At 65.1% G+C, this 22,706-nt stretch carries 21 protein-coding genes and 1 tRNA gene; 4 read left to right on the plus strand and 18 right to left on the minus strand.

Going from position 1 to position 22,706, the window contains the following annotated elements:
- Position 1: 1 nt before the first annotated feature.
- The 9 genes from U1E26_01655 to U1E26_01695 all read right to left on the minus strand — a co-directional run bounded on the left by U1E26_01655 (position 2) and on the right by U1E26_01695 (position 10,323).
- On the minus strand, positions 2-1,246 hold the full coding sequence (locus U1E26_01655; GenBank protein MDZ4168349.1) for a M23 family metallopeptidase: 1,245 nt from the start codon (positions 1,244-1,246) through the stop codon (positions 2-4).
- 144 nt (positions 1,247-1,390) lie between these two features.
- Positions 1,391-1,465, minus strand: a tRNA-Gly gene (locus U1E26_01660).
- Positions 1,466-1,541: 76 nt separating this feature from the next.
- Positions 1,542-2,045 (minus strand): hypothetical protein, encoded by a 504-nt coding sequence (locus tag U1E26_01665; GenBank protein ID MDZ4168350.1) that lies wholly within the window; start codon positions 2,043-2,045, stop codon positions 1,542-1,544.
- On the minus strand, positions 2,042-2,293 hold the full coding sequence (locus U1E26_01670) for a hypothetical protein (protein MDZ4168351.1): 252 nt from the start codon (positions 2,291-2,293) through the stop codon (positions 2,042-2,044). Before U1E26_01670 ends, U1E26_01665 begins: the two co-directional genes overlap by 4 nt.
- The gene (locus U1E26_01675; protein ID MDZ4168352.1) at positions 2,290-2,679 is read right to left on the minus strand and encodes a hypothetical protein; all 390 of its coding nucleotides are present in this window, start codon (positions 2,677-2,679) and stop codon (positions 2,290-2,292) included. Before U1E26_01675 ends, U1E26_01670 begins: the two co-directional genes overlap by 4 nt.
- Positions 2,680-2,812: 133 nt before the next feature.
- Positions 2,813-3,427, minus strand: coding sequence for a septal ring lytic transglycosylase RlpA family protein (locus U1E26_01680; protein ID MDZ4168353.1), 615 nt, complete (start codon positions 3,425-3,427; stop codon positions 2,813-2,815).
- A 438-nt stretch (positions 3,428-3,865) separates the two neighbouring features.
- Positions 3,866-6,622: a UPF0182 family protein gene (locus U1E26_01685; GenBank protein ID MDZ4168354.1), complete on the minus strand. Its 2,757-nt coding sequence runs from the start codon at positions 6,620-6,622 to the stop codon at positions 3,866-3,868.
- A 22-nt stretch (positions 6,623-6,644) separates the two neighbouring features.
- Positions 6,645-8,174: an HD-GYP domain-containing protein gene (locus U1E26_01690; GenBank protein ID MDZ4168355.1), complete on the minus strand. Its 1,530-nt coding sequence runs from the start codon at positions 8,172-8,174 to the stop codon at positions 6,645-6,647.
- Complete coding sequence (locus tag U1E26_01695) at positions 8,167-10,323, minus strand: HEAT repeat domain-containing protein (protein ID MDZ4168356.1); 2,157 nt, start codon at positions 10,321-10,323, stop codon at positions 8,167-8,169. The genes U1E26_01690 and U1E26_01695 overlap by 8 nt, the downstream gene beginning before the upstream one ends.
- Positions 10,324-10,468: 145 nt before the next feature.
- Here U1E26_01695 and U1E26_01700 point away from each other — a divergent pair, with 145 nt between their 5' ends.
- On the plus strand, positions 10,469-11,164 hold the full coding sequence (locus U1E26_01700) for a Maf family protein (protein MDZ4168357.1): 696 nt from the start codon (positions 10,469-10,471) through the stop codon (positions 11,162-11,164).
- Positions 11,165-11,176: 12 nt separating this feature from the next.
- Here U1E26_01700 and U1E26_01705 read toward each other — a convergent pair whose 3' ends face one another.
- Genes U1E26_01705 through U1E26_01725 form a run of 5 tightly spaced genes read right to left on the minus strand, consistent with a single transcriptional unit; the run spans position 11,177 to position 16,002 of the window.
- Positions 11,177-11,965: a class I SAM-dependent methyltransferase gene (locus tag U1E26_01705; protein ID MDZ4168358.1), complete on the minus strand. Its 789-nt coding sequence runs from the start codon at positions 11,963-11,965 to the stop codon at positions 11,177-11,179.
- 4 nt (positions 11,966-11,969) lie between these two features.
- Positions 11,970-12,932 carry an amidohydrolase family protein gene (locus U1E26_01710; protein ID MDZ4168359.1) on the minus strand — a complete coding sequence of 321 codons (963 nt, stop codon included), beginning with the start codon at positions 12,930-12,932 and terminating at the stop codon, positions 11,970-11,972.
- Complete coding sequence (locus U1E26_01715) at positions 12,929-13,486, minus strand: PspC domain-containing protein (protein ID MDZ4168360.1); 558 nt, start codon at positions 13,484-13,486, stop codon at positions 12,929-12,931. The genes U1E26_01710 and U1E26_01715 overlap by 4 nt, the downstream gene beginning before the upstream one ends.
- Positions 13,487-13,498: 12 nt before the next feature.
- Positions 13,499-14,692, minus strand: coding sequence for a DUF5668 domain-containing protein (locus tag U1E26_01720; GenBank protein MDZ4168361.1), 1,194 nt, complete (start codon positions 14,690-14,692; stop codon positions 13,499-13,501).
- Positions 14,689-16,002 (minus strand): hemolysin family protein, encoded by a 1,314-nt coding sequence (locus tag U1E26_01725; GenBank protein MDZ4168362.1) that lies wholly within the window; start codon positions 16,000-16,002, stop codon positions 14,689-14,691. The genes U1E26_01720 and U1E26_01725 overlap by 4 nt, the downstream gene beginning before the upstream one ends.
- 143 nt (positions 16,003-16,145) lie before the next feature.
- Here U1E26_01725 and U1E26_01730 point away from each other — a divergent pair, with 143 nt between their 5' ends.
- Together U1E26_01730 and U1E26_01735 are read left to right on the plus strand one after the other, a co-directional pair.
- Complete coding sequence (locus tag U1E26_01730) at positions 16,146-18,125, plus strand: hypothetical protein (GenBank protein MDZ4168363.1); 1,980 nt, start codon at positions 16,146-16,148, stop codon at positions 18,123-18,125.
- On the plus strand, positions 18,122-19,435 hold the full coding sequence (locus U1E26_01735; GenBank protein ID MDZ4168364.1) for an HD domain-containing protein: 1,314 nt from the start codon (positions 18,122-18,124) through the stop codon (positions 19,433-19,435). The genes U1E26_01730 and U1E26_01735 overlap by 4 nt, the downstream gene beginning before the upstream one ends.
- 19 nt (positions 19,436-19,454) lie before the next feature.
- Here the strand turns inward: U1E26_01735 and U1E26_01740 are convergent, their stop codons facing one another.
- From U1E26_01740 to U1E26_01750, 3 genes are all read right to left on the minus strand, one after another.
- Positions 19,455-19,829: a hypothetical protein gene (locus U1E26_01740; protein ID MDZ4168365.1), complete on the minus strand. Its 375-nt coding sequence runs from the start codon at positions 19,827-19,829 to the stop codon at positions 19,455-19,457.
- Positions 19,830-20,089: 260 nt separating this feature from the next.
- Complete coding sequence (locus tag U1E26_01745; GenBank protein MDZ4168366.1) at positions 20,090-20,419, minus strand: hypothetical protein; 330 nt, start codon at positions 20,417-20,419, stop codon at positions 20,090-20,092.
- Positions 20,420-20,563: 144 nt separating this feature from the next.
- Entirely contained in the window at positions 20,564-21,274 is a 711-nt protein-coding gene (locus U1E26_01750) for an FAD-dependent oxidoreductase (protein MDZ4168367.1), read from the minus strand.
- A gap of 53 nt (positions 21,275-21,327) precedes the next feature.
- On the opposite strand from U1E26_01750, the gene U1E26_01755 reads away from it, so the two are divergent.
- Positions 21,328-22,023, plus strand: coding sequence for a molybdopterin-dependent oxidoreductase (locus tag U1E26_01755; GenBank protein MDZ4168368.1), 696 nt, complete (start codon positions 21,328-21,330; stop codon positions 22,021-22,023).
- Here the strand turns inward: U1E26_01755 and U1E26_01760 are convergent.
- The gene (locus tag U1E26_01760) at positions 22,020-22,688 is read right to left on the minus strand and encodes a hemolysin III family protein (protein ID MDZ4168369.1); all 669 of its coding nucleotides are present in this window, start codon (positions 22,686-22,688) and stop codon (positions 22,020-22,022) included. The genes U1E26_01755 and U1E26_01760 overlap by 4 nt on opposite strands.
- Between the last annotated feature and the right edge of the window lie 18 nt (positions 22,689-22,706).

The raw sequence follows: 22,706 nt of genomic DNA on the forward strand, positions 1-22,706 counted from the left end.
GTCACCTCCTCTGGGCTAAGCGGCCCCGGGACTGTGAAGGCAGAAGCCCGGAGCAGGATGTGAGCCCGCAGAGTGTATCACCGGCCCGCAGGTGCTGCAACATACTCCCAAACCGGTCTGACACGGGCTGACTGAATAGGATATGGCGCTCGAACGCGCTACGAGAGAGCAAGTAGGTGACGCCCAGCAGGGTCGCGACCAGTAGCCCGAGCCCTCCCCAAGTGACCGCTGCGGACAACGTCCGAGTCGTTGGAGTCGACGGGACCGGCGTTGATTCGCTCCCGTGCGAGCCCTTCGCGGGACGCACGCCCTGGGTGAGGGCACTCCGCAATCCGCGCCCCGATGGCCGCCCGTCTGCTGAGGAGACGAGGCTGTCGCGCACGATAGCAGTGGTCTCGCGGACGGAGGTCCCCAACCGCGCGAGAAGAGACGAGCCACCACTCGACCGCACACCGAGACCGGAACCGTAGCCACCTACGGCCACCACGGCTGGCGAGATGGCGGCCGCATCGGCCACGTAGGCCGGTAGCGGGACCGTCACGCCCTCCGGAACCATCACAGAGACATCATCCGAACCCCGCACCGGGCTCACCCCGGGCTCGGTCACGCGACCTACTTCCGGTGAGAGCGACGGCGCTGCAGGCGCGGTCGTGGGTGCGGGCCCGGACTCCGCTTGCGCGACCGGTACGTCCACGATCGGCTCAACCGCCGGCACAAAGCCCGAGATCACCCCCGGCTGGGAGACGCTCTCCGCCGGCACCGCCGGGCGCTCGGTCGGAGGCGCAACGCCAGCCAACAAGCTTCCGGGATCCAGGTAGACGCCCTGACGGCGCAGGCTGACGTGCAGATGCGTCTGCAGTGAGGACGGGTCTCCGGTGCTGGCGAGTCGTCCGATGGAGTCCCCCTGCGCCACGCGCTGGCCCTTCTCCACATCGATTCGCTCGAGCGGAGACAGGCTGATCACGTCGTCGCCGCAGCGGACACTGACAACGAGCACCGAACCGCCCGCCTGACCCGGTACTCGACCGGCGAACGAGACTTCGCCTGCCACCGGAGAAACAACGGGGTCCCCAGCGGAAGCCGCAACGTCAACTCCGCGGTGCAGGGCGCTGCCGTCCTCGGACCCGTAGCTCTCGCCGAAGCCGAGCAAGACCTGAACGCCGAAAGCGACCGAGACCTGCTGCCCCCCAAGGACCGCAGCCATCAGGCCGACCAAGGCGACCGCTCGCGCATATGAACGCACCATCGATGACACCCCACCTCACATGGCGGGGAGCGGAGAGTTTGGGGGCTTCACGAACACATGTTCGCCACTGTTGAGCGAATTCCTGCTCTGTCATGAAGAATGGCCGGCCACCAAGAGGCGGTGCCGACCATCTGGAGTATCTGCTGGAGCGGGTGACCGGACTCGAACCGGCAACTTTCAGCTTGGGAAGCTGACGCTCTACCATTGAACTACACCCGCACGCCGATGCAGTGTAAACCAGTGTTCGCCGGACGGGCAACGAGCGCGGAGCGTCGATCAAGCCAGCCGCGGCGACTCAACCCCCGGTGCGTGACCGCACCTTCAGCAATCGAGCGACGATCGCCGACACATCAGGCGGCGGCGCAGGCGGCGCCCCGGACGCATCCGCCATCAACCACTCCACCACACCGACGGCCTCACGGAGCGCACCCAGCGCGACCAAGTCGTCGTCGAACTCCAGTCGCACCCGGAACACCCCGCGCCCGTCGTGCGCAAAATCCCACTCGGTCGCGCCATGCAGTGAGCGTGGTGAGCCCGACAGCGCCATGAGTTCGCTGGCGACGTGCTCAAGCAGATGTGGCGTCTCCGTGTCCTCGAACTCCCGAAGCGCGTCGAGCCCCGCGTCGTTCTCGCAGGTATGCCGCGCCAGGCCAGGCAGCAGTTGGAGCGCGCGCGCGGCAACGCCCGATACCGCCGAGGTCCGCATACGCCCTTCGTCCACGACGCGCACCGTCGCCTCAAGCTCCGCGGGTCCGACTTCGACGCACTCGACGGCAAGTAGGCCAGCGCTCGTGCTCACTCGGGATACGTCGGCACCCTACGCGCGCCGCTGCGCGACCCGAGCATGAACGCGACACCGATGACCAGAACCGCAACTCCCGCGACGATCAGCACCTGCTTGGTCGCATCGGCCGAGAGTACCCGGTCCACCGCATCCTTGGCGTCGCTCACGGCGAGATCCTTGATCGTCTCGGCGCGGTGCTTCAGATCACCAAGCGTCAACCGTTCGGCGGGCACTGCGGCGATATCCTTCTGGGTGTTTGTCACTGCAGTCTCCTTGTCTTGGCGTAGGACAGGCCGACTGCGCCCAGAATCAGTACGCCACCCACGATCAACAGCGCAGCGGGCCAACCGACGGCGCCGGCAAGCAGCAGAAGTAGCGCCACTGCGATGAAGGCGATCCCGAGAAACAGCACTTGAGCGGCAGCGATGGCGAATGCGACCACCTGGCCGGCCACCTGCGCCGGAACGACCAGCTTGTCGTGAACAACGTCGCCCGTCTCTTGGCGCACGTAATCGACGAACATCTGGATGAAGTCGGCGACCGCATCGGCGACGCTGGCGCGCGGGGCCGCCGAACCGATCGGCGGCTCTGGCGCCTGCTCAGGCTCAGCGGCGGGAGGAACTACGTCGTTGTTTGGGTCGGGATTCACGATCGCTCCCTCATCGTGGTCAGTACCTGTCTGAACCTAAGGTACCCCATCGAGGCACACGCCATTCCCCTGCATACAGATGTGGCGCCGGTCTCCCGGCGCCACATCGAACCGTATGAGGAGCAACTTCGGACTACCGCTTGTTGATGATGCGGTACTGGACCTGACCGACGCCGTCAAAGCCCACAGCGCGAGCCGTGCCCGGCCCGAGGTCGAAATCCCGTCCTCGAATGAACGGGCCGCGGTCGTTCACGATCGCGATCACCAGACGGTTCTTGTACTTGAACTGAATGCGCGTGCCGAACTTCAACGTCTTGTGCGCGACGTTCATGCTCGAGCGCGTGAGAGTCGTGCCGTTGGCGGTGGTACGACCGTAGAAGCCAGGGCCGTACCACGAGGCCGTCGCACCCCGCCACGGACCCGCCCACGGCTTGGACGCCTTCTTCACGGTCCGAATCACCTTCTTCGGGATCGCCCGCTTCTTGGCGGAGACGAGCAGCTTCTGCGGAGTAGCTGTGGTCGACACGGCCACCACAGCCCCGAACTTGGCCTGGGCGCTGACCGGTCCGGTCAACAGCTGTGTCGAGTCGGGCTCGACACCAAGGGTGTTGACCGGTTCGGCGATCGACGCGAACGCCAGGGGGGCCGGACCGGTCAGGATGACCGCCGCGGCGATCACGAGTGCGGCGGTACCGATGACCGCAGCGGCCAACGCTATCGTACGGGGCAAACTAGTGCGTGAACTCAAGGGTTTCCTCCGAGTCCGGGGACATGACGGACGACGGCCCGGAGGCGAGAGTGGACACGGAAATGCCCGGACAGCAGGTGGCGATGGGGATGAGTAGCTGCCTCGCATCCGGCACGCGCGGCCCTCCATCGAGGGACCGTCGTCAGTGCCAGAGAAGCGCTATGCTCTTGGCGTTGGACCTTTGTACAGCAGCTCGGTCGAACTGCGCTCGCCGATGTTCAACACGTGTGGCGAGCCTCGTTTGGCCGATCCGATCGGGCTTACGCGCTTCGGTTCCGACATCCGCTTCGCAGGTCCACGACCGTCCCGATCTCATACGGCCGAACGCATGCGGAAGTCGCTTTCAAAACTCCAGTGCGGGCGTAACCCTACCACGAACGTTGCCAAGCCGACAACAACCCCTGCGAACAGGCGTTCGTCTTCAGTGGCCGTCCGGCCCTAGGGCGTCTGAGTCGTTTCGGCGCCAGCCAACCGCTGAAGCACGCGCCCCAGCTCGGCGATCTTCTCGCCGTACAGCGCCCAGTTGCCCGCTTTCTGCGCGACGAGCGCCTCGCGGTAGAGCGCCTCTGCAGCCGTGACATCGACCGCTGCGGTCCCGGACGCGTCCGGCGATCCGGTGGTCGCGCTGCTTGCCGGCGGCTCAGCACCGAAGATCTTCAGGAGCGCGCCCGCAAGGGTCCGCTCCATCTCCACCTTGTCGGCGTAGACGACCACCACGCGCGTGAGCTCGGGGATCGCCGTCTGCTCGGCCTGCAGGAACAGTGGTTGCACGTAAATGACCGAGTCCTCGATCGGCACGACGATCATGTTGCCGAATATCGCGCTGCTTCCCCGTTGGTTCCACAACGAGAGCTGGGGCGAGATGAGCGAGTCCTGATTGATGCGCGCCGCCACCTGTTCGGGCCCTAAGATCACGCGCTCCTTCGGGAAGAGGAAGACGGTGCGCTCGCCGTAGTTCTCAGGGTCGGAGGAGGCGGCCATCCAGCCGATCATGTTGTCGCGGTTGCGCGGGGTGTACGGCTGCATCAGGTAGAAGTGCTCCTTATCGGCACCCGGCAGCTGCAAGAGCACGAAGAACGGCTCCATCGGCTCGCCCTGACGCTCGCCGGGGATCTCCCACTGGTCTTCCTTGTTGTAGAAGACTCCCGGGTCGGTCATGTGATACGTCCGAAACGCCTCGGCTTGAGCGACGAAGAGCCCCTCGGGGTAGCGGAAATGCTCTTGGATGGCCTCGGGCACCTGGTCTGCGTCGGCGAGAAGCGTCGGAAAGATCGAGCGCCACGCAGCGAGCACCGGGTCTTCGGAATCGAAGGCGTAGAACGTGGTTTCGCCCGTATACGCGTCAACGGTCACCTTCACGGAGTTGCGCAGGTAGGAAACACCACCCACCTTCTCAGAGTACGGATAGCTGTCCGAGGCGGTGTAGGCGTCGATCACCCAGATGATGCGCCCGTCAGCCAGAACCGGATACGGATCATCCTCGTACATCAGCCACGGCGCGAGCGCCTCCAGCCTGGAGTTGAGATCGCGCTTCAGAAGCACGCGGCTGTCCGATTTCAGGTACTCGGAGAAGAGCACCTGGCTTGATCCGAGGCGCAGCGCCCAGGCGATCCGTCGTCCCAGCGAGCCGATCTCCACGCCGGCATCTCCCGTGTATCGGTGCGTGGCGTTCTTCTGGCCATCCGGGTAGTCGAACTCGTCGATTCCGGCGTTGACGACGACGTACTCCGTTGTCTGCTCGCCGAAGTAGATGCGCGGCTCCTTCTGAATCAGGTTAGGCGAGCCCGTCGCGACCTGGCTTGAGAGCTTGGGCGGGATGTCTCCCACGATGAAGTTGGGCAGCCCGCGGCTGTCGTACTCGCTTGACGGGCTCATCACGAGACCGAACCCGTGCGTGTACACGAGGTGGCGGTTGACCCACGTCTGAGCGGTATCGGCAAGCAGCGACGAGTTCATCTCGCGCGCCGACACGAGCAACTGCCTGCGTACCCCGTTGACGAGGTAGCGGTCGACATCGACATCGCCGAACTCGTAGTACGGCCGAATGGTCTGGAGCTGCCGGTAGCTCTGCTTGACGATGGCGGGATCCCACAGGCGTACGTTCGAGAGCGTCTGTGCATTGGCGCGCACGTCCTCGACCGAGAGATCATCGGCTGCAGGGAAGCTCCTGCCTTCGACCTCCGTCAATCCGAATGCGCTGCGCGTCATGGCGATGTTGCGCTCGATGTAGGGCTTCTCCAGTGAGGCCTCGTTCGGCGAGACGACGAGTGCTTGAACGACTGCGGGCCACACACCGCCCAGAAGAATCGCGGCGCCGATCCACACGCCGAGCGCGATCGCCGGCAGACGCCATCCCCGATACCGTATGTTCACCAGCAGCAACACGATCACGGCGATCGAGATCCCGATGAGGATCCGATACGCGGGCAGTTGTGCGGTCACGTCAGTGTAAGACGCACCGACCACTTGGCCGCGCGGCGAGAAGTTCAGGTTGTAGATGTCGATCCAGTAGGCGAATGCCCGGGAGGCGACTAGGGCCGCAAGCAGCACCGAAAGATGCGCCTTGACGTGTGGAGCGAAGCCCTTCAGCCGTGCCCATGGCTGAATCGAGCCGCCAACGACGTGCACCGCAAGCGTGAGGATCGTCGTGAGGATGAGGACGTCGTTGAGCCACGCCTGAGTCAGCTCAAGCGCGGGAAGGGAGAAGACGAAGAAGCCGATGTCGACACCGAACTGCGGATCGGTGGCGCCGAAGCTCACGCCCGATGTGGCGAGGCGGAAGACCTCCCAGCTCTGCGACATGCCCGCACCGTTGAGGAATGCAAGCACCACCGACCCCCACAGGATCATGCGATCCAGCAGTGGGCCGATGCCTGCCCGAAGCCGTTCGATCACGAGTTCGAGCTGAGGCGGCATACCCTCCGGCAGGCTCGTGGGCATGAAACGGGGTGCAAGAGCGCGGGCGACGCGCAGGGAAGTGAACAGAACCGCGAACGTTGCGAGGCCGAATGCGAGACCTACGGCGAGCTGTGCCCAGATCCGGGTCCAGAAGACCTGCTCCTGACCGAGTTCGGCGTACCAGAGGTAGTCCGTCCACACGCCCGCCGCCCACGCAAGGAGCGGCAGACCGACGAAGACGAAGAAGAGTCCGACTGACACCAGTACGGTGATCCACCGGGAGCGTGAAGCAGCCATGTGATTCCTTTCGGCGAACTCGCTAGAGGTACGCCTCGACATCGATATTGAGCAGGCGTGGGTCGATGCAGCCGCGAACGCTGATCTCCGTTGAAATCGCGAGATCGACGTCCATCGGGTCGATCATCTCTCCGTCCTCGGACGCTATGACGCGAACGACGGGCCTCACCGGATCGGAATCGCTCGGAGCGATGACGATGCCCACCTGCCCGTGGGACAAACGAACGACAGACCCGACCGGGTAGACGCCCATGAGCTTGATGAACAGCCGGACGAGCACGGGATCGAGAGCACTGCCCGCGCCCTTGGCCAGTAGCGACATCGCCTCGTCCTGCACCCGAGCGGCCGAGTAGCTTCTCTGAGACGTCATCGCGTCGTAGCTGTCCGCCACCGCCACGATGCGGCTCGAAAGATGCTGTGGCCGGATCGGGGTTCTCTGCGGGTACCCGGTGCCGTCGAAGCGCATGTGATGCTCGAGGATCACCACGACCGCGGACTTGTCCACGCCAGGCAACATCGAGACCATCTGCGCACCGCGCACCGGGTGCTCGCGCACGTTGGACCATTCGTCGGGCGTGAGGACCCCGGGCTTGTTGAGGATCTCCAGATCGACCGAGAGCTTCCCGAGGTCATGCAGCAGGGCCCCTGCGCCCAACGAAGACAGGAATCGATAGTCCTGAGTGACCATCGAGCCAAGAGCAAGGGAGAGAATCGCGACGTTCGCTGAGTGGTAGAACGTGTACTCGTCGTAGTTCTTCAGCCCCGTGAGCTGCAGCATCGCGTACCGGTTCGAAATGACGTTGTCCACGAGGCTGCGAACCACGCCCTTCACCTTCGACGCCGGCATGTGGCGATTCACCCGCATGAGTCGATCGACCTCGCGCAGCAGTGAGACGGCTCCCGAGTAGGCAGCGCGCGCATCCTCATCCGTGGCAGCACCGCTGCGATCGGTGCGCTCCACCGCCTTGACCGTGCCGATCACGACACGGGAGGGTTGGAGCGCCGATATCGCCGCCTCGATGCCTCCCATCTCAGCGATCTCGGCCGAGTCTGCGGCAATCACCGTCATCGACTCAGATAGCTCGCTGGGGGCGAAACCGCGACGGAAGACGATCGAACCCACGCCTATCGAGGTCAGGTCACGCACCAGCTGGTCGAAGGCGACGCTCTCCTCCGTCAGCAGTTGTTCGCCCAGAAGGATCTCCCCGTCGAAGAAGGAGAGTTGCACGTCGACGCCCTCGTCATGGTAGCCGGCGATAGCGTGCGCGAGCAGGTCGATGCCCTCGACCACCGCAGGGTGGTCCAAGGGATAGAAGCGCTTGGCGCGACGAATGGCATACAAGCGCGCGATGAGTTCACGCACGCGGCCGACCTGCTTCGCGGAGTAGTGAGCTGCCGCCCCGACATCAGCATCGACCGCGCCCGGGCTCTCGGCCTCCGCCTTCTCGCGCGGCGTGAACTCCTCCACGGGCGCTTCAGTCTGTGCTTCTTCAGCCGAGAGGTACTCGCCTTGATCGGGACTCTCCACGATCTCGTCGTTCTGATCACTCATGCAGCACCCCCTTGGCCTTGATGGCGCTGATCGCCGACTCCGATGCCGCTCGAATCTCGCGCGCCTTTCCGGCACCGAGTATCGAACGTTTGCCGGCAAGCGATTCCAGTGTGGGGAGCGCTTCGATGGCGCCGCGTCTCCCGAGCGCCTCGATCGCCTCGACCCGGGGGCCGGAGTCCCGGTTACCGCGACCTTCGCCACGAGCCACCCGCTCCAGGGCCGGCACGGCCGTGGCGATATCAGAAGCACCGAGATAGCGGGCCGCAAGCTGCACGTTCTGCGCGTCGTTGTCATCAAGGACGCCCACGAGCATCTCTTGAGCGATTCGATCGTTGATTCCCGAGAGCGCGCGAAGCACCTCGCGCCTCACGCGAGGCTCCGGATGTCTGACCGTTCTCTCCAGATACGGGAGCACCGCTGATGAGTGGGTGGAGCCGAGGATGCTCACCACGTTGCGCACCACGTACCAACGCTGATCTCCCACGTGAGAGCCCAGCTCCTGGACGTAGTTCATGGCTTCGGCCGACAGCAGTTCGACAATCGCCTTGCGGACAAGCATCTCCTGCTCGTCAGCCAGTTGCTCGAGAAGAGGCTCGATAGCGAGCGGCCCAAGCGCGTCAAGCAGCCTTCGCGCAGCTTCGTGCTCGGGTGTGCCGGGCGCATACAGACGAAGCGCATGAGCGATGGATCTGATGTCGCCGGGTTTGGTGAACCGCCCTATCGCCTTGCGCAGGCGCATGCGCTGTGCGGAGTCGAGCTCCTCGTTCTGGGAGGCGGCGGTGAGCGCGTCGGCTGCGTCGGCGGCGATTTCAATCTCGCCCCGCTCAACGAGCAGGTCCAAAGAGTCCTCGAGCAGGGACATCGTCGACGCGAAGGGGACCTCGCGAGAGTCCATCGCCACGAGCGAGACAAGCGCCATGATGACGTCGCCGTCGGTGATGCCGCTCCTGGCTTCCGTCCTAATCTCGACAAGTCCCCGATCGTCCTCCTCCGATCCCGTGCGCTGAGGTGTGGGCGCCATATCCATGAGCTTCAAGATGGCGTCCGCGGGCTTGGGGCCGCTTCCTACCGCACTGGTCGACTCGCGAACCGTCAGCCGGCTAGGCGCTGCGAGCTCCAGCACTTCGGAGATGGCGGCGTCACAGAACCCTGCTTCACGCATCGCTGCCCCGGCTGACGCAGCGACCTCCTGACGATCGGCAAGCGAGATCAGTGAAAGGGTGCGTATCGCTCGCGCAAGTCCCTCGCGCGAGGCCTCGGTCTCGTCGAGGTCGCCGACCAGCGCCCGGCAGACGCTGTCGATGTCCATCTGCCGGATGACCGCCGCCAGCGCCTCGTTGGTTCGCGCCTCGGGCAGCATCTCGTCTACAAGCAGCGATCGACGCAGAGCGGGGTCAAGCTCCTGGAACGCCTCCCCTAGCGACCGAAGGAGCTGCGCACGCGCAGACCCGGTCCCCACTTCGTAGGCGATCTCTGCCAGCTCGGCGAACCGTTCCGCCGTACCCATGAGGTCGGGTGTGGTGCCCGATCCCGCGTGGGTCTCGGTCAGGTACTTGGCGACGGCGGTCTTGTCGCCCAAGAAACGCGCCACGGTCAACTGATCGCGGGATCGGCCTCCGTAGGCAGAAGCAAGAATCTCGTCGATGTCGGCGCGTGACGAAGCGGCGCCGTTGACTTGCCCAGGTGCATCCCCCACATCAACGATGGTCACGTGCGCCTCGGTGACGGTGATCGTTCCGACTCCCGCCTCCCACAGTCGTGATTCGAACCCTCCGCCCTCGCTGATCGTATCGGGGTCCAGCGCGAGCACCTCGAGGAAAGCAACGATGTCTTTGGCGGTCGTCCCTGCATGGAACCGAACATCCGCCAGATGACGGTTGTAGAGCGCCAGCGCAAACGTCATGTACGCAGACTGGCCCGGAAACAGCTCGGCGTCACCGTAGAAGAGGCCCTGCTTCGTGACGATGAGTCGCACTTCCGGTCGTTCTGCCAGCGCTTCAGAGAGCACCTGCGCGGCGGACGAGGCTGTCTCGAGCGGGATGTGGCTGGTGGGCGGGTACAGCGCGTACGCCTTCTCGGCGACAACCAGGGCCTTGAGCAGGCCCTCGATGATGGGCGGGGCCTGTGGTCCGCCGCGACGTGCCGCCACCCCTCGACCTCCTTCACCAGCACCGGTGCCCCCACGACAACGCGTTCACCCTCCGGTGGCACTAGCAAGCATTATAGGTCAGCAGCGCCCCACGTGACCGCCGGGCGACGAATCTGACGTGCTCACGGGAGACCGCCCCGCTAGAATGGCGGTCATGATCCATCGCGAACCCCTCTCCCGCATCGTGCTTGCGTCGCAGTCTCCGCGCCGGAGGCGTCTGCTGGCCTGGCTCGAGCTGCCCTTCGAGGCGGACGCCGTCGACACGCCCGAGGACCTCGACACCCCCCTTGCGGCCGACCCCGGTGCGCTTGCTTCGCACCTGGCCGCCGAGAAGGCGTGTGTCGCGCGCGAGGAGGGGCTGGGCGCTGACGGGCTCATCCTGGCCTTCGATACCCTCGTCGTTCACGAGGGGGCCGTTCTGGGCAAACCGCGCGACGAGCGTGACGCGTGGCGCATGCTCAAGTCCCTGTCCGGCCGAACCCACGAGGTCGTGACCGGATGCGCGCTGCTCGGCCCGCACGACCCTGAGCCTCGGGTGTTCTCGGTCAAGACGCAGGTGCAGATGAAGGAACTGACCGACTGTCGTATCGAGGCATGGATGGCGATGGGCACCTACCTTGGATGCGCCGGCGCCTACAACATCGAAGCCCAGGTCGCCTCAGTTGCCGGTGACGAGTGTTTCCAGAATGTCGCCGGGTTGCCACTGTGTCACCTGTTCGTCGCAGTGCGAGAGGAGTTCGCGAACGGCCGCATCATCAGCGAGCCCGCTCCCCCCGTGTGCGCGTGCGACTCCGCGCTGCAGCGGACGTGCGTTCTGGGTCCGCGGACCATCGACGGCTGACAGCCCGTCTGCCTAGCGCTGCGCGACCACGATCACGCTCTCGTCGGCATCGGTGAGCGCATGGCGGTCGTGCCCTCCGAACACCTCGACGCGGCCGAACCCGGCGCACCGCAGCTCCGATCGGAGCGTCTGCGTGGTGATCGCCGTGTGCACGGAGCGCCGGCTTGAGAGCGACCAGCCGCCGCTTGCGTCCCTCTCGATGGTCACGAAGTCGAAATCGAGCTCCTCGTCGCCCTCGGGGTAGTCCACCAGCCGCACGAACACCTTGGTCGACCCGGAGGCGGTGTCGACCACCTTTGGCGGCACCACCCGCTGTCTACTCGCAAGCAGCCGCTCATGGTTGAGCAGGTGCACCACAAGGATGCCTCCCGGAACAAGCACGCTGGCGAAGTCGGCGAGCGCCTCTGTCAGCCCGTCCCTCCCCGCGACGTGAGGGAGCGCGTTCCCGGTGCAGATGACCGCGTCGACAGAACCAAGTCCCCGCCGGTGAAGCTCGCCGAAACCCCCCTCGACGATGCGGAGCGAGCCACCACCCGAAGCGATCTCAGTGGCGAAGCGCTCCTCATTCAACCGTGCGGCCGCGAGCATCGAGTCATCCGGGTCGACGGCGATCACCTCAAGCCCCCAGCTTGCGAAGAGGATGGAATGCCGCGCGCTGCCCGCGCCGACATCGACGACGCGGCTGACCCCCTCGCGCTCGAACAGCTCCCGAAAGAACGGTCCCTCGACTCCTAGTCTCTTCTCCCAGTTCACGAACTCGTCGTAGTCGCTGGTCGGCGCGCCCTTGGCTTCGTCGTGCACGTCGTCACCCGCCTTCGGTCATGAGCAGCGGCTCGTCGAGTCGGAAGATGCGTGTGGCGTTGCCCCGCATCACGAGGTCGAGGTCGTGCTCGGACAGCCCCATCTCTTCGAGGGTACGCTGCTGTATGCGCCGGATCCACGTGCGGTAGGGCGCCGTGGTGTTGGAGTCCGTACCGAACAGCACCCGCTCCGGGCCCAAGGCCGTCAAGCACCGCTCGAACACGTCTGCCAGCGTCATCGCCGGCACGTGATAGTCGAGCCAGTTGTTGGTGCCGCTCGAGTCGACGCACACGTTTGCGCACTGGTAGGAGGCTCGCAGAACGCTGTCGAGCCATCCCGCGCCGAAATGCGCGATCACGAAGGTGATCTTGGGGAAATCGCGCGCCACCGGCGACAGGTCGATCGGATCGGCGAACCGAAGGTCGGCGCCCGGGTCGACCGAGACGCCATAGTGCACGGTGATCGCCGCTCCCAACTCCTGGGCACGCTCGAAAAACGGCCGGCACGCCGGATCGGACAGGCGGAAGCACCGGTTCACCGGCAGCAGCTTCACGCCGCGAAAGCCAGCTGCCATCTCTCGCTCCAGCAGCTCGGGGGCGTCTGGTTCGCGCGGATCGAGATTGCACAGTGCGTGGACGTGCCCCTTGGCTTCGAGCAGAAAGTCGCGGGTCCACTGGTTGTCGGGCGCGACCGATACGACGAGCGCCTTTGCGACGTCGGCCGCGTGCAGCCGTTCGACGTACCAGCACGCAGCCTCGGCCGGCGTCATGTCGGGCAGCACCTGATCGCCACGTCGGCCGAACCGGCGCTCCTTGACCGCCGTGCGAAACCGCTGCATCTGTTCGGGTGGCAGGGTCTGAAGCCACTCTTCCAGCAGCCCCACGGTGAACAGATGGACGTGCGCGTCGATCACGTCACCCGGAAGCGTCGCGTTCGCGACCTCGAGCCCGGCCTCCGAACCGCTCACCGGACGGGAGGGACCGGCGGTGCGGGGGGCGCAGGGGGTGGTGCCTGCACCGTTTCGGTGGAACCGGTCGGATGCTGGACCCAGGTAGGCGCTTGGGGCTGACCGGCCTGCGGCCATTGGGGCGGCTCCACGCCGGGCCGCGGCTCTTCAGGAACAAGCACCATCGCCACCAAGTAGAGCAGTACCGCGATCCAGAACCCCGTCATCACCGCGAACACGACGTAGATGATGCGCAACCACGTGGGATCGATGCCGAAGTACGCGCCCAACCCGCCCAGAACCCCGGCCACCATCCGCTCCGAGCGCGAGCGCAGGAGCCTGCGCCCTGACGCGTCTCCCAGGATCGCTCCTCCTCGCTTGGCCGAAACCAGCAGCAAGACCCCGATTCCGACAAGGATCAGCGGCCAGGCGACCTTGGCGGCAAAACGAAACGCCTCGCGAATCATCGTCCACCACGGACCGCCCACTTGGTTTAAGAAGAGCATGACACCGAGCGCGATGAGTGCGACCGCGCCAAAGATCTGCCATTCACTTCTACGGTCGTGCTCCGTCATTGCGACTGCCTCCTAGTACGTGTCGATGGTGATGGAACCGATGCCCGATTTCACGGCCACCAGCCAAACGGGTCGACCGGCCTGCCGAGCGTCTTCGTAGCCGGGGGTTTCCCAGATACCGCCCCCGAGACTCTCGAAGTCGCCGCTCACCGTGCGACCCGACAGCCCGCTCGAGATCTCGATGCGGGCTTCGGCTCCATCAGGGAGCTCCAGCCTCACAGCCGAGATTCCGGCTCGAACGTCGGCGCGGGCCTCATCCGCGCCCGCCGGGGCGTCTCCAAGCCTCACATCGCACTCAGCGACTCCCGGACGAAGATCCAGTGACGAGAGCGGCACATCCGAAAGATCGGCGTCGAGAACGGACACCCCGGTGTTGATCCTCATGTCCCACAGAACCTTGTCGGACACCCAGATATCGAAGTCTGCGGCCTGCCCGCCCGGCCACACCATGGCCCTGTCGGACCCTCCGAGCCGAACTCCGACCTCCGCCGGTTCGGCCGCTCGGTTCACATCGACCTGCGGCGCGCCGAACGGACTACGGCCCTTGACGGCCACCAGATTGTCACCGGAGCCCATCCGCACCCGGGCCACCCCCGCATCCAGCGTCAGCTGCGCCTCCTCGACCCCGGAGACCGGCTCGGAATACGAGAACGCTGCGCCGGTGTCCGATGTCGCGTTGAACCACCACCCGGCTGCGCTTGCTCCCCCGGCGTAGGTGACGACCGAGAAGACGAGCGCACCGATGACAAGCAGTGACCCGATGACCTTCGGCCAGCTCACCCTCAAAGACTTGGCGAGGATCTCAAGACCCAAAGAGATGAGCAGCACCGGCCAGAACTGCAGTATGCGGCCCCACACACCCCAGCCCACGACGCCACTCGTGATCGCGAAGAAGACCCCTCCGAACGCGACGGTGACGAACCCGTCGAACATGCGCGCCACGCTCCAGCCATCCCGCCCGGGCGTGAACGCCTGAACCAGGCCCGCGATGATGATGACCAGCGGCCACAGGGTCCACCACGCAAGGCCGGGGATGAACTGCCCGGCCAAGAACAGACTGCCGATGACGATGAGCACGATGCCGGCCGTATAGCGCCCGGTCGGTCCGGCCGCCGGGGGCTCAGGAGGAGGAGCTTGCGTGGTCGGCCCGGAAGGAGGCGTGGGCGGCGAGGGCGGTGCGTGCATCACCTGCTGTTCATCGGTCATGATGCTCCTTTGGCTCGACCCTCCTGCGCGGCGAGAACCCGTATGCGAGCGATTCTGCGCCTCCTCATCGCTTGTACCCTGAATTCGAAGCCCGCTTTCGCATGCTGCTCCCCGGGGGTCGGGATGTGCCCGAGTTCGGCAAGGAGCCAGCCGGCCACGGTGTCGTATTCGCCGGACTCGTCCACGGGGAGCCCGAGCCCGATCGCGTCCTCAAGCGGCAGACGCCCGTCAACCACCCACTCGCCTTCTCCCACGGAGGTGATGTAGCGACGGTCGCGGTCGAACTCATCGGCGATCTCGCCCACCACTTCTTCGACGATGTCTTCCACGGTCACGAGCCCTGCGGTGCCGCCGTACTCATCGACGACTATCGCAACCTGATTCCGGTGAGTCTGCATCTCGTTGAGCAGAGGCAAGATGCCTTTGGTCTCGGGAACGAAGAAGGGATCCCGGACGTGGTTCGTTATGGGGTCGTCTGCCGCGCCCTCTGACAGCGGGGCGACAAGATCCTTGAGCAAGGCCACGCCCACGATCCGGTCGCGGTCATCGTGGAACACCGGCACGCGCGAGAAGCCGCTGCCGCGCATAACCATCGCCGCATCGCGCACGGTCGTCGTATCCTCCACCAGCACCATGTCCACGCGAGGCACCATGATCTCGCGCGCGACGGTGTCGCCGAGCTCGAATATCTCGTGGATCATCCGCTTCTCTTCGTCCAGCAGCGACCCCTGCTCGGTGACGAGCAGCTTGATCTCCTCTTCCGAAACCCCCGGACGTCCCCCCTCGAGACGCACTCCGATGAGTCGAGCCACCACATCGGTGGAGATGGTCAGGAACCAGACCAACGGCGAGAAAGCAGCCGCCACCCATGACACGGGCCGCGCGACCACGACGGCAACCCCCTCGGCACGCTGCAGACCGAGGCGCTTGGGGACGAGCTCCCCGAAGATCAGTGTCACGTAGCTCACGATCAACGTGACGAAGAGGACGGAGAGCGGTGAGGCAAGCGACGCGAGCCACCCTACCCCCAGAGATTCGAGCCAGGATTGGACCGGCGCCGCCAAAGACACGGCAGCGGCTGCTGAAGCGAGAAAGCCCATGAGGGTGATGCCTACCTGAATGGTGGCGAGCAATCTCGTGGGGTCGTCAGTGAGTGTCACTGCCGCCTTCGCACCGCGCGACCCCTCGTCGGCACGCTTCTTCAGCGACGCGCGACGAACACTGATGAGCGCTATCTCAGCAGCAGCGAAATAGCCGTTGACGGCAACCAAGACGCCTATCAGAAGAATCTGCACCGCCACGGAATCCATGCCGAACAGGTTACCAGTTATCCACCTACGGATTGACCACTGATGAGCGTCGCGCAGATTAATCCTCACGGCCCGTCAGCCCGATACTACAATGGCGAGCAGGCCGACTCATGAGACACTGCCGCGGGGGGAGGAGTGCCAGCGTGCTCGAAGGGGACGAAACCAAGGAGCTGAATACCGCGCTGAGGGCGCTTGCGACAGCGGGAAGATCCCTGCGGCTCTATCCGCCGTCAAGCCCCATCCCGCTGCAGTCGATCGACGCTGCGAGCGAGGCGCTCAACGGCTTCTTCGCCGAGGGGCACCAACTCCTGAGTCTTGCCGTCAGCAGGGACGGATTCGTGTGGCGCGCAACCCCGGTAGGCGCTGCCGCACTTGGTACGTCAGACCTCGTGAGCGAACTGCGAGACCATGGGGTGGCCGAGTTCACCATCACTCCGGGCTTTGAGGCCTCCGACCTCATGGGCTTCCTCGGACTGTCCGGCCAAAGCCCCGAGCAGGTTCTCGCGGAGGGCGGGTTCAGTCAGGCTCTGGCCAGCGGCGGAATCACCGCCATCACGGTGAGCGAGGTCCAGCTCACCGTCGTTGAGCAGGTGATGCCCGGCGAAGACGAGGATATCGAGGACTTCCTGCGCGAACTCGCCCAGGATCCCCAGAAACTGGCTGCGTGGTTCGCCGCAGCCTCGTCAGGCGATCCCAAAGCCTTCGAAGAGGGACTGATGGAGCTCGTGCGCGTCTCGGGCCCGAGCGGGTTTCCCAAGATGCTCGAGTCTCTCTCAAGCGCATTTCTCGCTCAGGATCCCGAGGCAAAGGATGCGCTGCTCGGACTTGCGATGGACCCGGGGCCGTCACGTGACCTCACGGCAGGCATGTTCACGTTCTTGGGCAGCGGTGATATCGCCGGTTCGATTCTCGGTGGCGACTTCGGCCGCAACATGCTGTCACTGTCCAGCGCGCTCACTCGCCTGCCCCTTGAGAGGGTGACGGCGCAGGTTCGAGCCGAGGTGCAGGAGATGCTTCCCGGCACCGGACACTCCACCAAGGAATCGGTGTTTCTCGACCATATGATCGAGGTACGAGAACTCGATGAACCCGAAGACGCGCTGGTCGATTCCGACCAGACCTACCGTGCGGTTCTCGAAGCGGCCGATCTGCCCGATGACCTCATCGAGCGCGCCCGCACCGCAGTGGTGCAGTCCGAAGGCGCGCTCTCCGCAGCAAGTGTCCGAACGATGCTCACCCTCCTTGACCAGCAGAAGGACTACGAGCTGCTCTGCTCAAGCATCGAGGCCATCGCCGGAATCGTGCCGCGCCTGGTAGAGCAAGGCGAACTGGACTTGGCCGCTTCGGTGCTCGGAGACCTGACGGCCCGCGCGATGATGCCTTCGCCCGGGCCCGACCTCACGGAGCGCATCGACGAGGCCGTCGCCGAGGCCGTCGGCCCACGAACCATGCAGGCCCTGATGCGCGCCGTGGTCGCGGATCGAACGCTCCTGCCCCTGGCGCGCGCCCTGGTGCGCCACGCGGGGGAAGACGGGCGACATGCGCTCATCACTGAAGCCGTGACCTTGAAGTCTGAGGGAATCGAGGTGGCCGAGGAGCTCGTCGGTCGTCGTGTCGTCGACGAACTGGCGTACGCGGCACCCACGGCGACCTGGTTCCAACTCGCACCGATCACCGCACGGCTGGCGCGCGAGTCCGACCCTCGCTCGCAGTCTGTCATCGACTCGCTCATGCGTCGCGACGAGCAGTCCCGCAGAGAGGTCGTGGCCGGCCTGGCCGCCTCGCCGGGGCCGGTGGCAACGCGCGGGCTGACAGTCGCGCTCAACGACAGCTCTCTTGAAGTGGCCGCGTCGGCGGCCCGCGCGCTGGGGCACAGCAGCGATCCGGCAGCCGCCGGGATTCTTGCGGAACGGCTCAGCCGGGCCGACGTCGACAATGCGGACTATCTGCTCGCGCGCGAACTCATTGCGGGGCTTGCCCGCGCCCCGGGAGCTGAAGCCGACGCGGCCCTCGAACAGCTGGCGAACCGCAAGGCCCGCATCAAGCGCGGGCGCTTCGCCGAGGTTCAGGACCTGGTGCGGCAGGCGCAACTCTACCGTGTGCAAGGCGGTGCGACACCGTGAGCGCCGCCGACGTCATCTCCGCCCTCTCCAGCGCCCGCAAGGCGATCCAGCTCTACCCGGCGACGCACCCGGCCCACGGCGAGGCCCTTCACGCGCTGGTCGACTCGGTCGCTCAACTCACCGCGGTGACGCCCTTCGTTCTCAACCTCCACGACGGCCGCCTGTATCACGACAGCATCGTCATCACCGACGACGTACACGGAGCACGCGCGGTCGCCGAGGCGTTCGAGGCACGTACGATCGAATCGCTCAGCTTCAACCCCGACTTCAACAGCCAGGATGCCAGCGGCCTCACCGAGGTTCTCTCCCTGCGTCCCTCGCCTTCGCTCGACGTCGATGCCGAGCTTGCGGCACGCGGCGTCAGCGGGGTCACCGTTTCCGTCCTCGAAGACGAAGAGGATCCGGATCGAGAGGAACACGACCGCCAGCGCCAAGCCGACCGTGCCCTGTACCAGCGAGTCCTCTCGGTCCTTCAGCGCCTGCACGATCAGTTCGCGGGGGTCGGTGTCGGCGACATGGGCGAGACCGTGACCGTCGTCGCAGGGGTGATCGATCGCCTGCTCGCAGATCCTTCCGCGGTCCTCGGACTGGCCACCATCCGGGGCGACAGCGACAAGAACCTCTTCCACGCTCTCAACGTGATGATCTACTCACTGGCACTCGGCCAGCGCCTTGGGCTACCTGAGGAGGGACTCCAGTCTCTCGGGCTGTCGGCGCTTCTCCACGACGTGGGCAAGTCAGCCTTTGACGCACAGGACCCGTCACAAACCGAGGCGATGCGAGGAATGCACCCGAAGGTGGGTGCCGAGATCCTTCAAAGAGTCGGACTCGAAGACCCGGGGCCGATGCTCGTTGCCTACGAGCACCACATGTCAAGCGACGGCGGCGGGTGGCCCGAGCGTGAAGCAGGATATGTCGCGCACCCTTACAGCCGAATGGTCGCGATAGCCAACCGCTATGAGAACCTGGTGTCCGGCACGACCGCGCACGAATCGCTCACCCCCGATCGGGCGATCGTCCAGGTGCTGCGCGAAGCGGGAACCATGCTCGATCCGTTCTTCGCCCGGCTGCTTGCAAATGCGTTGGGCGTGTTCCCGGTCGGCTGCCTGGTGAGGCTTTCCGACCATCGCGTCGGGGTGGTGGCACGACCCGGAGACGATCCCCTGGCGCCGGTGGTGCGCATCGCATACGACGAGCGCGGCTCAGAGATCGACGATCCTGCAGAGGTGGACCTGGCCGACGGGGACGTACGCATCGTCGAGGTCATCGAACCGCAGGCGCTCAACGTCGAAGTCGCCGAGAAGCTGTAGTCCTCGAAACGGGCCCGTCTCAGGATTCGGCGGGCTCTGTCCCGATCCTGTGCAAGACCAGTGCGATCAGCGCCAGTCGTCGTCCGCGGTCCTGGCACGACTCGACGAACTCACCGACCTGGCTCTTGAGCTCTCCGCTCGGGCGATAGCGGATGAGCCCGCCGGCACATTGCAGCACGCGCCCCTCAACCAACAGATCGACCTCGGGCTCGATCTCATCGACCCGCCGACCAAGGCGCGACGCCAGCCCTTCGGCGTCGAGGACCGCTTCGGGGTTCCGGTGAAAGAACACGAGGATATCCCACGTGAGCAACGAACTCACGTAGCGCTCCACAAACTGGATGACGCTGGGCCCGAGCACGCCCTCGACGTCGTACGTTCTGATACTGGCCACCCCTCAAAGCAGAGCCCTCGACCGACCGCTGAAGCAGTCCCCCGTGTCCTAGGTATCGGCACGCTGCGGGGTTCAGTCTACTTCAAGGTAGTGTGACGCGAAACAAACGCGCTGAGCGGTCCCCTTGCCGCGCCGAACGGTACAGTCTCCGGTCGAACGGCATGATGAACGGCTCTTCGTCCCCGAGCGAATCGATGGCCCCTTGGCACGACGCTCGACGTCATCGATGGAGCCCACCGGCCGAAACCCGATTGTCTCAGCTAGAGCGAGCAGATGTTCTGCATCCGGGCCGCAAGGTAGTACAGCACGGCCGCCAGGACAAGCGGCAGCACGAAGAACACGATCATGAGCGACCAGACACCGGTCTCCCATCCGGAGACGAACCCCCAGATGATCACGCCGACCGATGCCGCCGCAGCAAGAACGGCCGCGAGGTTCTCGTAGAACAGCCCGATCACGAACAGAAGCATGATCGCACCCGCGTACGCCAGCGCCAGCCCCAGGGCTTCCGTGAACGGCGCGCCCTCGTACGCCCACTTCGCGCCCCAGGCCGAGAATCCCCAGAACAGCGCTCCAATGATCACGAACACTCGGGCCATGATCCGCTGAAAATTCATCTGCTCAAGATTACAAGTCCGGGCAAGCAATTCCATAACCGGCTCCTTCTCCTTGGCGGCCCCCCATAAGGCCGCTCCCGCCACCCTACTCAGGATTCCTCGTCTCGCATATACCCCTCATCCCGAGGTACCAACAGCGCCGAAGCGCTCGATGATTCGCCGCGGCTCAGACACGGCGAGCTCATCGAGCACCGCCTCCATGGCCATCACCATCATCGGCGGACCGGTCACGACGAAGGTCCGTTTCGCGCCCTCGCCACCGTTGCGCTTCACCCTCTCCGCAGTGATCAGCCCCCTCTCGCCCCGCCATTCAGGGGACGGATGCTCGCACACCACGACGATACGAACACCCGCTTCGGCAAGCCCGCGAAGGTCGTCAAGGAACGGCGTGCACGCGTCGTCGCGGACTCCAAACATCACAAGCGCATCGGCGAAGGTGCGGCCCTCAGCGGCGGCGGACCGCAGCAGAGACCGGACGGGAGTGACCCCGACCCCGCCCGTCAGAAACGTCACCTCAGAGACATGGGCGGGAATCGCCAGCCTGCCGCCCGGTGCCGAGACCTCCGCGCGGTCACCGACCCGAAGGGCCAACAGCGCCTGCTTGAAGGCGGTTTCCGAGACACGCGTAGCCATGCGAATCTCCGCGTCAGACGGCGCCGAAGCATGAGAGAAGGTGCGTGCTTGCTCTCCCTCGTCGGTGTCGAGGAACAGCCGGAACCACTGACCTGCCGCAAACGAATAGGTCGGTGGTGCCTCGAACGAGAGCTCGAGCACGTCGCCGCCACACATTCGCACCGCTGTCACCGTCGTCTCGAAACGCACGGCCACCTCATCGTCCCTTCATGATGATACCGTGGGAACATACCACTCGGAGGTGTCATATGACCCCGATTCGCGTTCGGTTCACCGCTCTCCTGCTCTGTGCGGCGCTGCTTGCCCTCGCTGGGTGCGGTGTGCGCTCGCCCGAGGCCACTGATGGTGCCACGGGCAACCCGCTGGACTTAGAGAGCGTCGAGGTCCGCGGGTATCGCGGAGAGAAGCTCGGCTCAGCGGCCGACTTCCGCGAGAACTCGATCAAGGGCCCCCAAGACGTCGACATCAACACCTACCGCCTCGAGGTCGCGGGGAAGGTGGCCTCTCCGACAGCGCTCAGCTACGACGAGGTCCTCGACGGCGAATCGTACGAGAAGGTCGTCACGCTCTACTGCGTCGAAGGTTGGTCGGTGAGGATCCTTTGGGAGGGCGTGCTCCTGACCGACCTGCTCAAGCAAGCGGGCTACGACCCCGAGGCGTCGACCGTCATCTTTCGCTGCGCTGACGGCTACACGACATCTCTGCCCCTCTCGGTCATCGAGGACCGCCGCATCCTGCTCGCGTACAAGATGAACGGCATCCCGTTGCCCAAGGAGCGCGGCTTCCCCTTCCAGGTCGTTGCCGAGGACCGCTGGGGCTACAAGTGGGCGAAGTGGGTCACCGGCATCGAGGTGAGCGACGACGCAGACTATGAGGGCTACTGGGAGAGCCGTGGCTACGACAACGAAGCCGAGCTGCCCGAAAAGGACCGATCGAAGCCCTAGCGCATGACGAACAGCAGCACCGACAGGAAGTGACACACGCTGCCCGCGACAACCCACAGGTGCCAGACCGCGTGCATGTACTTCACCTGCTTGAGCACGTAGAAGATCGTGCCCACCGTGTAGCAGAGTCCGCCCGCAACGAGCAGCCACACGCCCGCGGGAGCGAGGTTGGCCGTCAGCGCCTCGATGGAGCCAATCACCATCCAGCCCATCCCCAGGTACACGACCGCCGAAAGCCAGCGGGGTCGGTACGCCCAGAACGCCTCCAGAGCGATGCCGATCAAGGCGAGGCTCCAGATGATCCAGAAGAGCCTCCATCCGCCATCCTCGCGGACCGTCACCAGACAGTACGGCGTGTAGGTTCCGGCGATCAGCACGTAGATCGCACAATGGTCGAGGATCTTGAAGACGTGCTTGACCTTAGGCTGCGGGAAGCTGTGGTAGAGCGTCGATGCCGTGTACGCCAACACGAGCGAGATCCCGTACACGATGGCGCTCGCCAGCCGGTACGGGTCTCCCGAGAGGACGGCGAAAGCGACCAGCAAGACAAGTGCGGCGACAGACAATCCGATGCCGAGGCCGTGAATGACACTGTTGGCGATCTCCTCGCCGAGTGTGTAGTCGCGACGGCTCGGTCCGGAGACGTTGGCTGATTCGGTGTTCACGGTCGGTTTGTTCCCAAT

The organism is Coriobacteriia bacterium, from assembly GCA_034370385.1.
In the GTDB taxonomy this organism is placed as follows: domain Bacteria; phylum Actinomycetota; class Coriobacteriia; order Anaerosomatales; family PHET01; genus JAXMKZ01.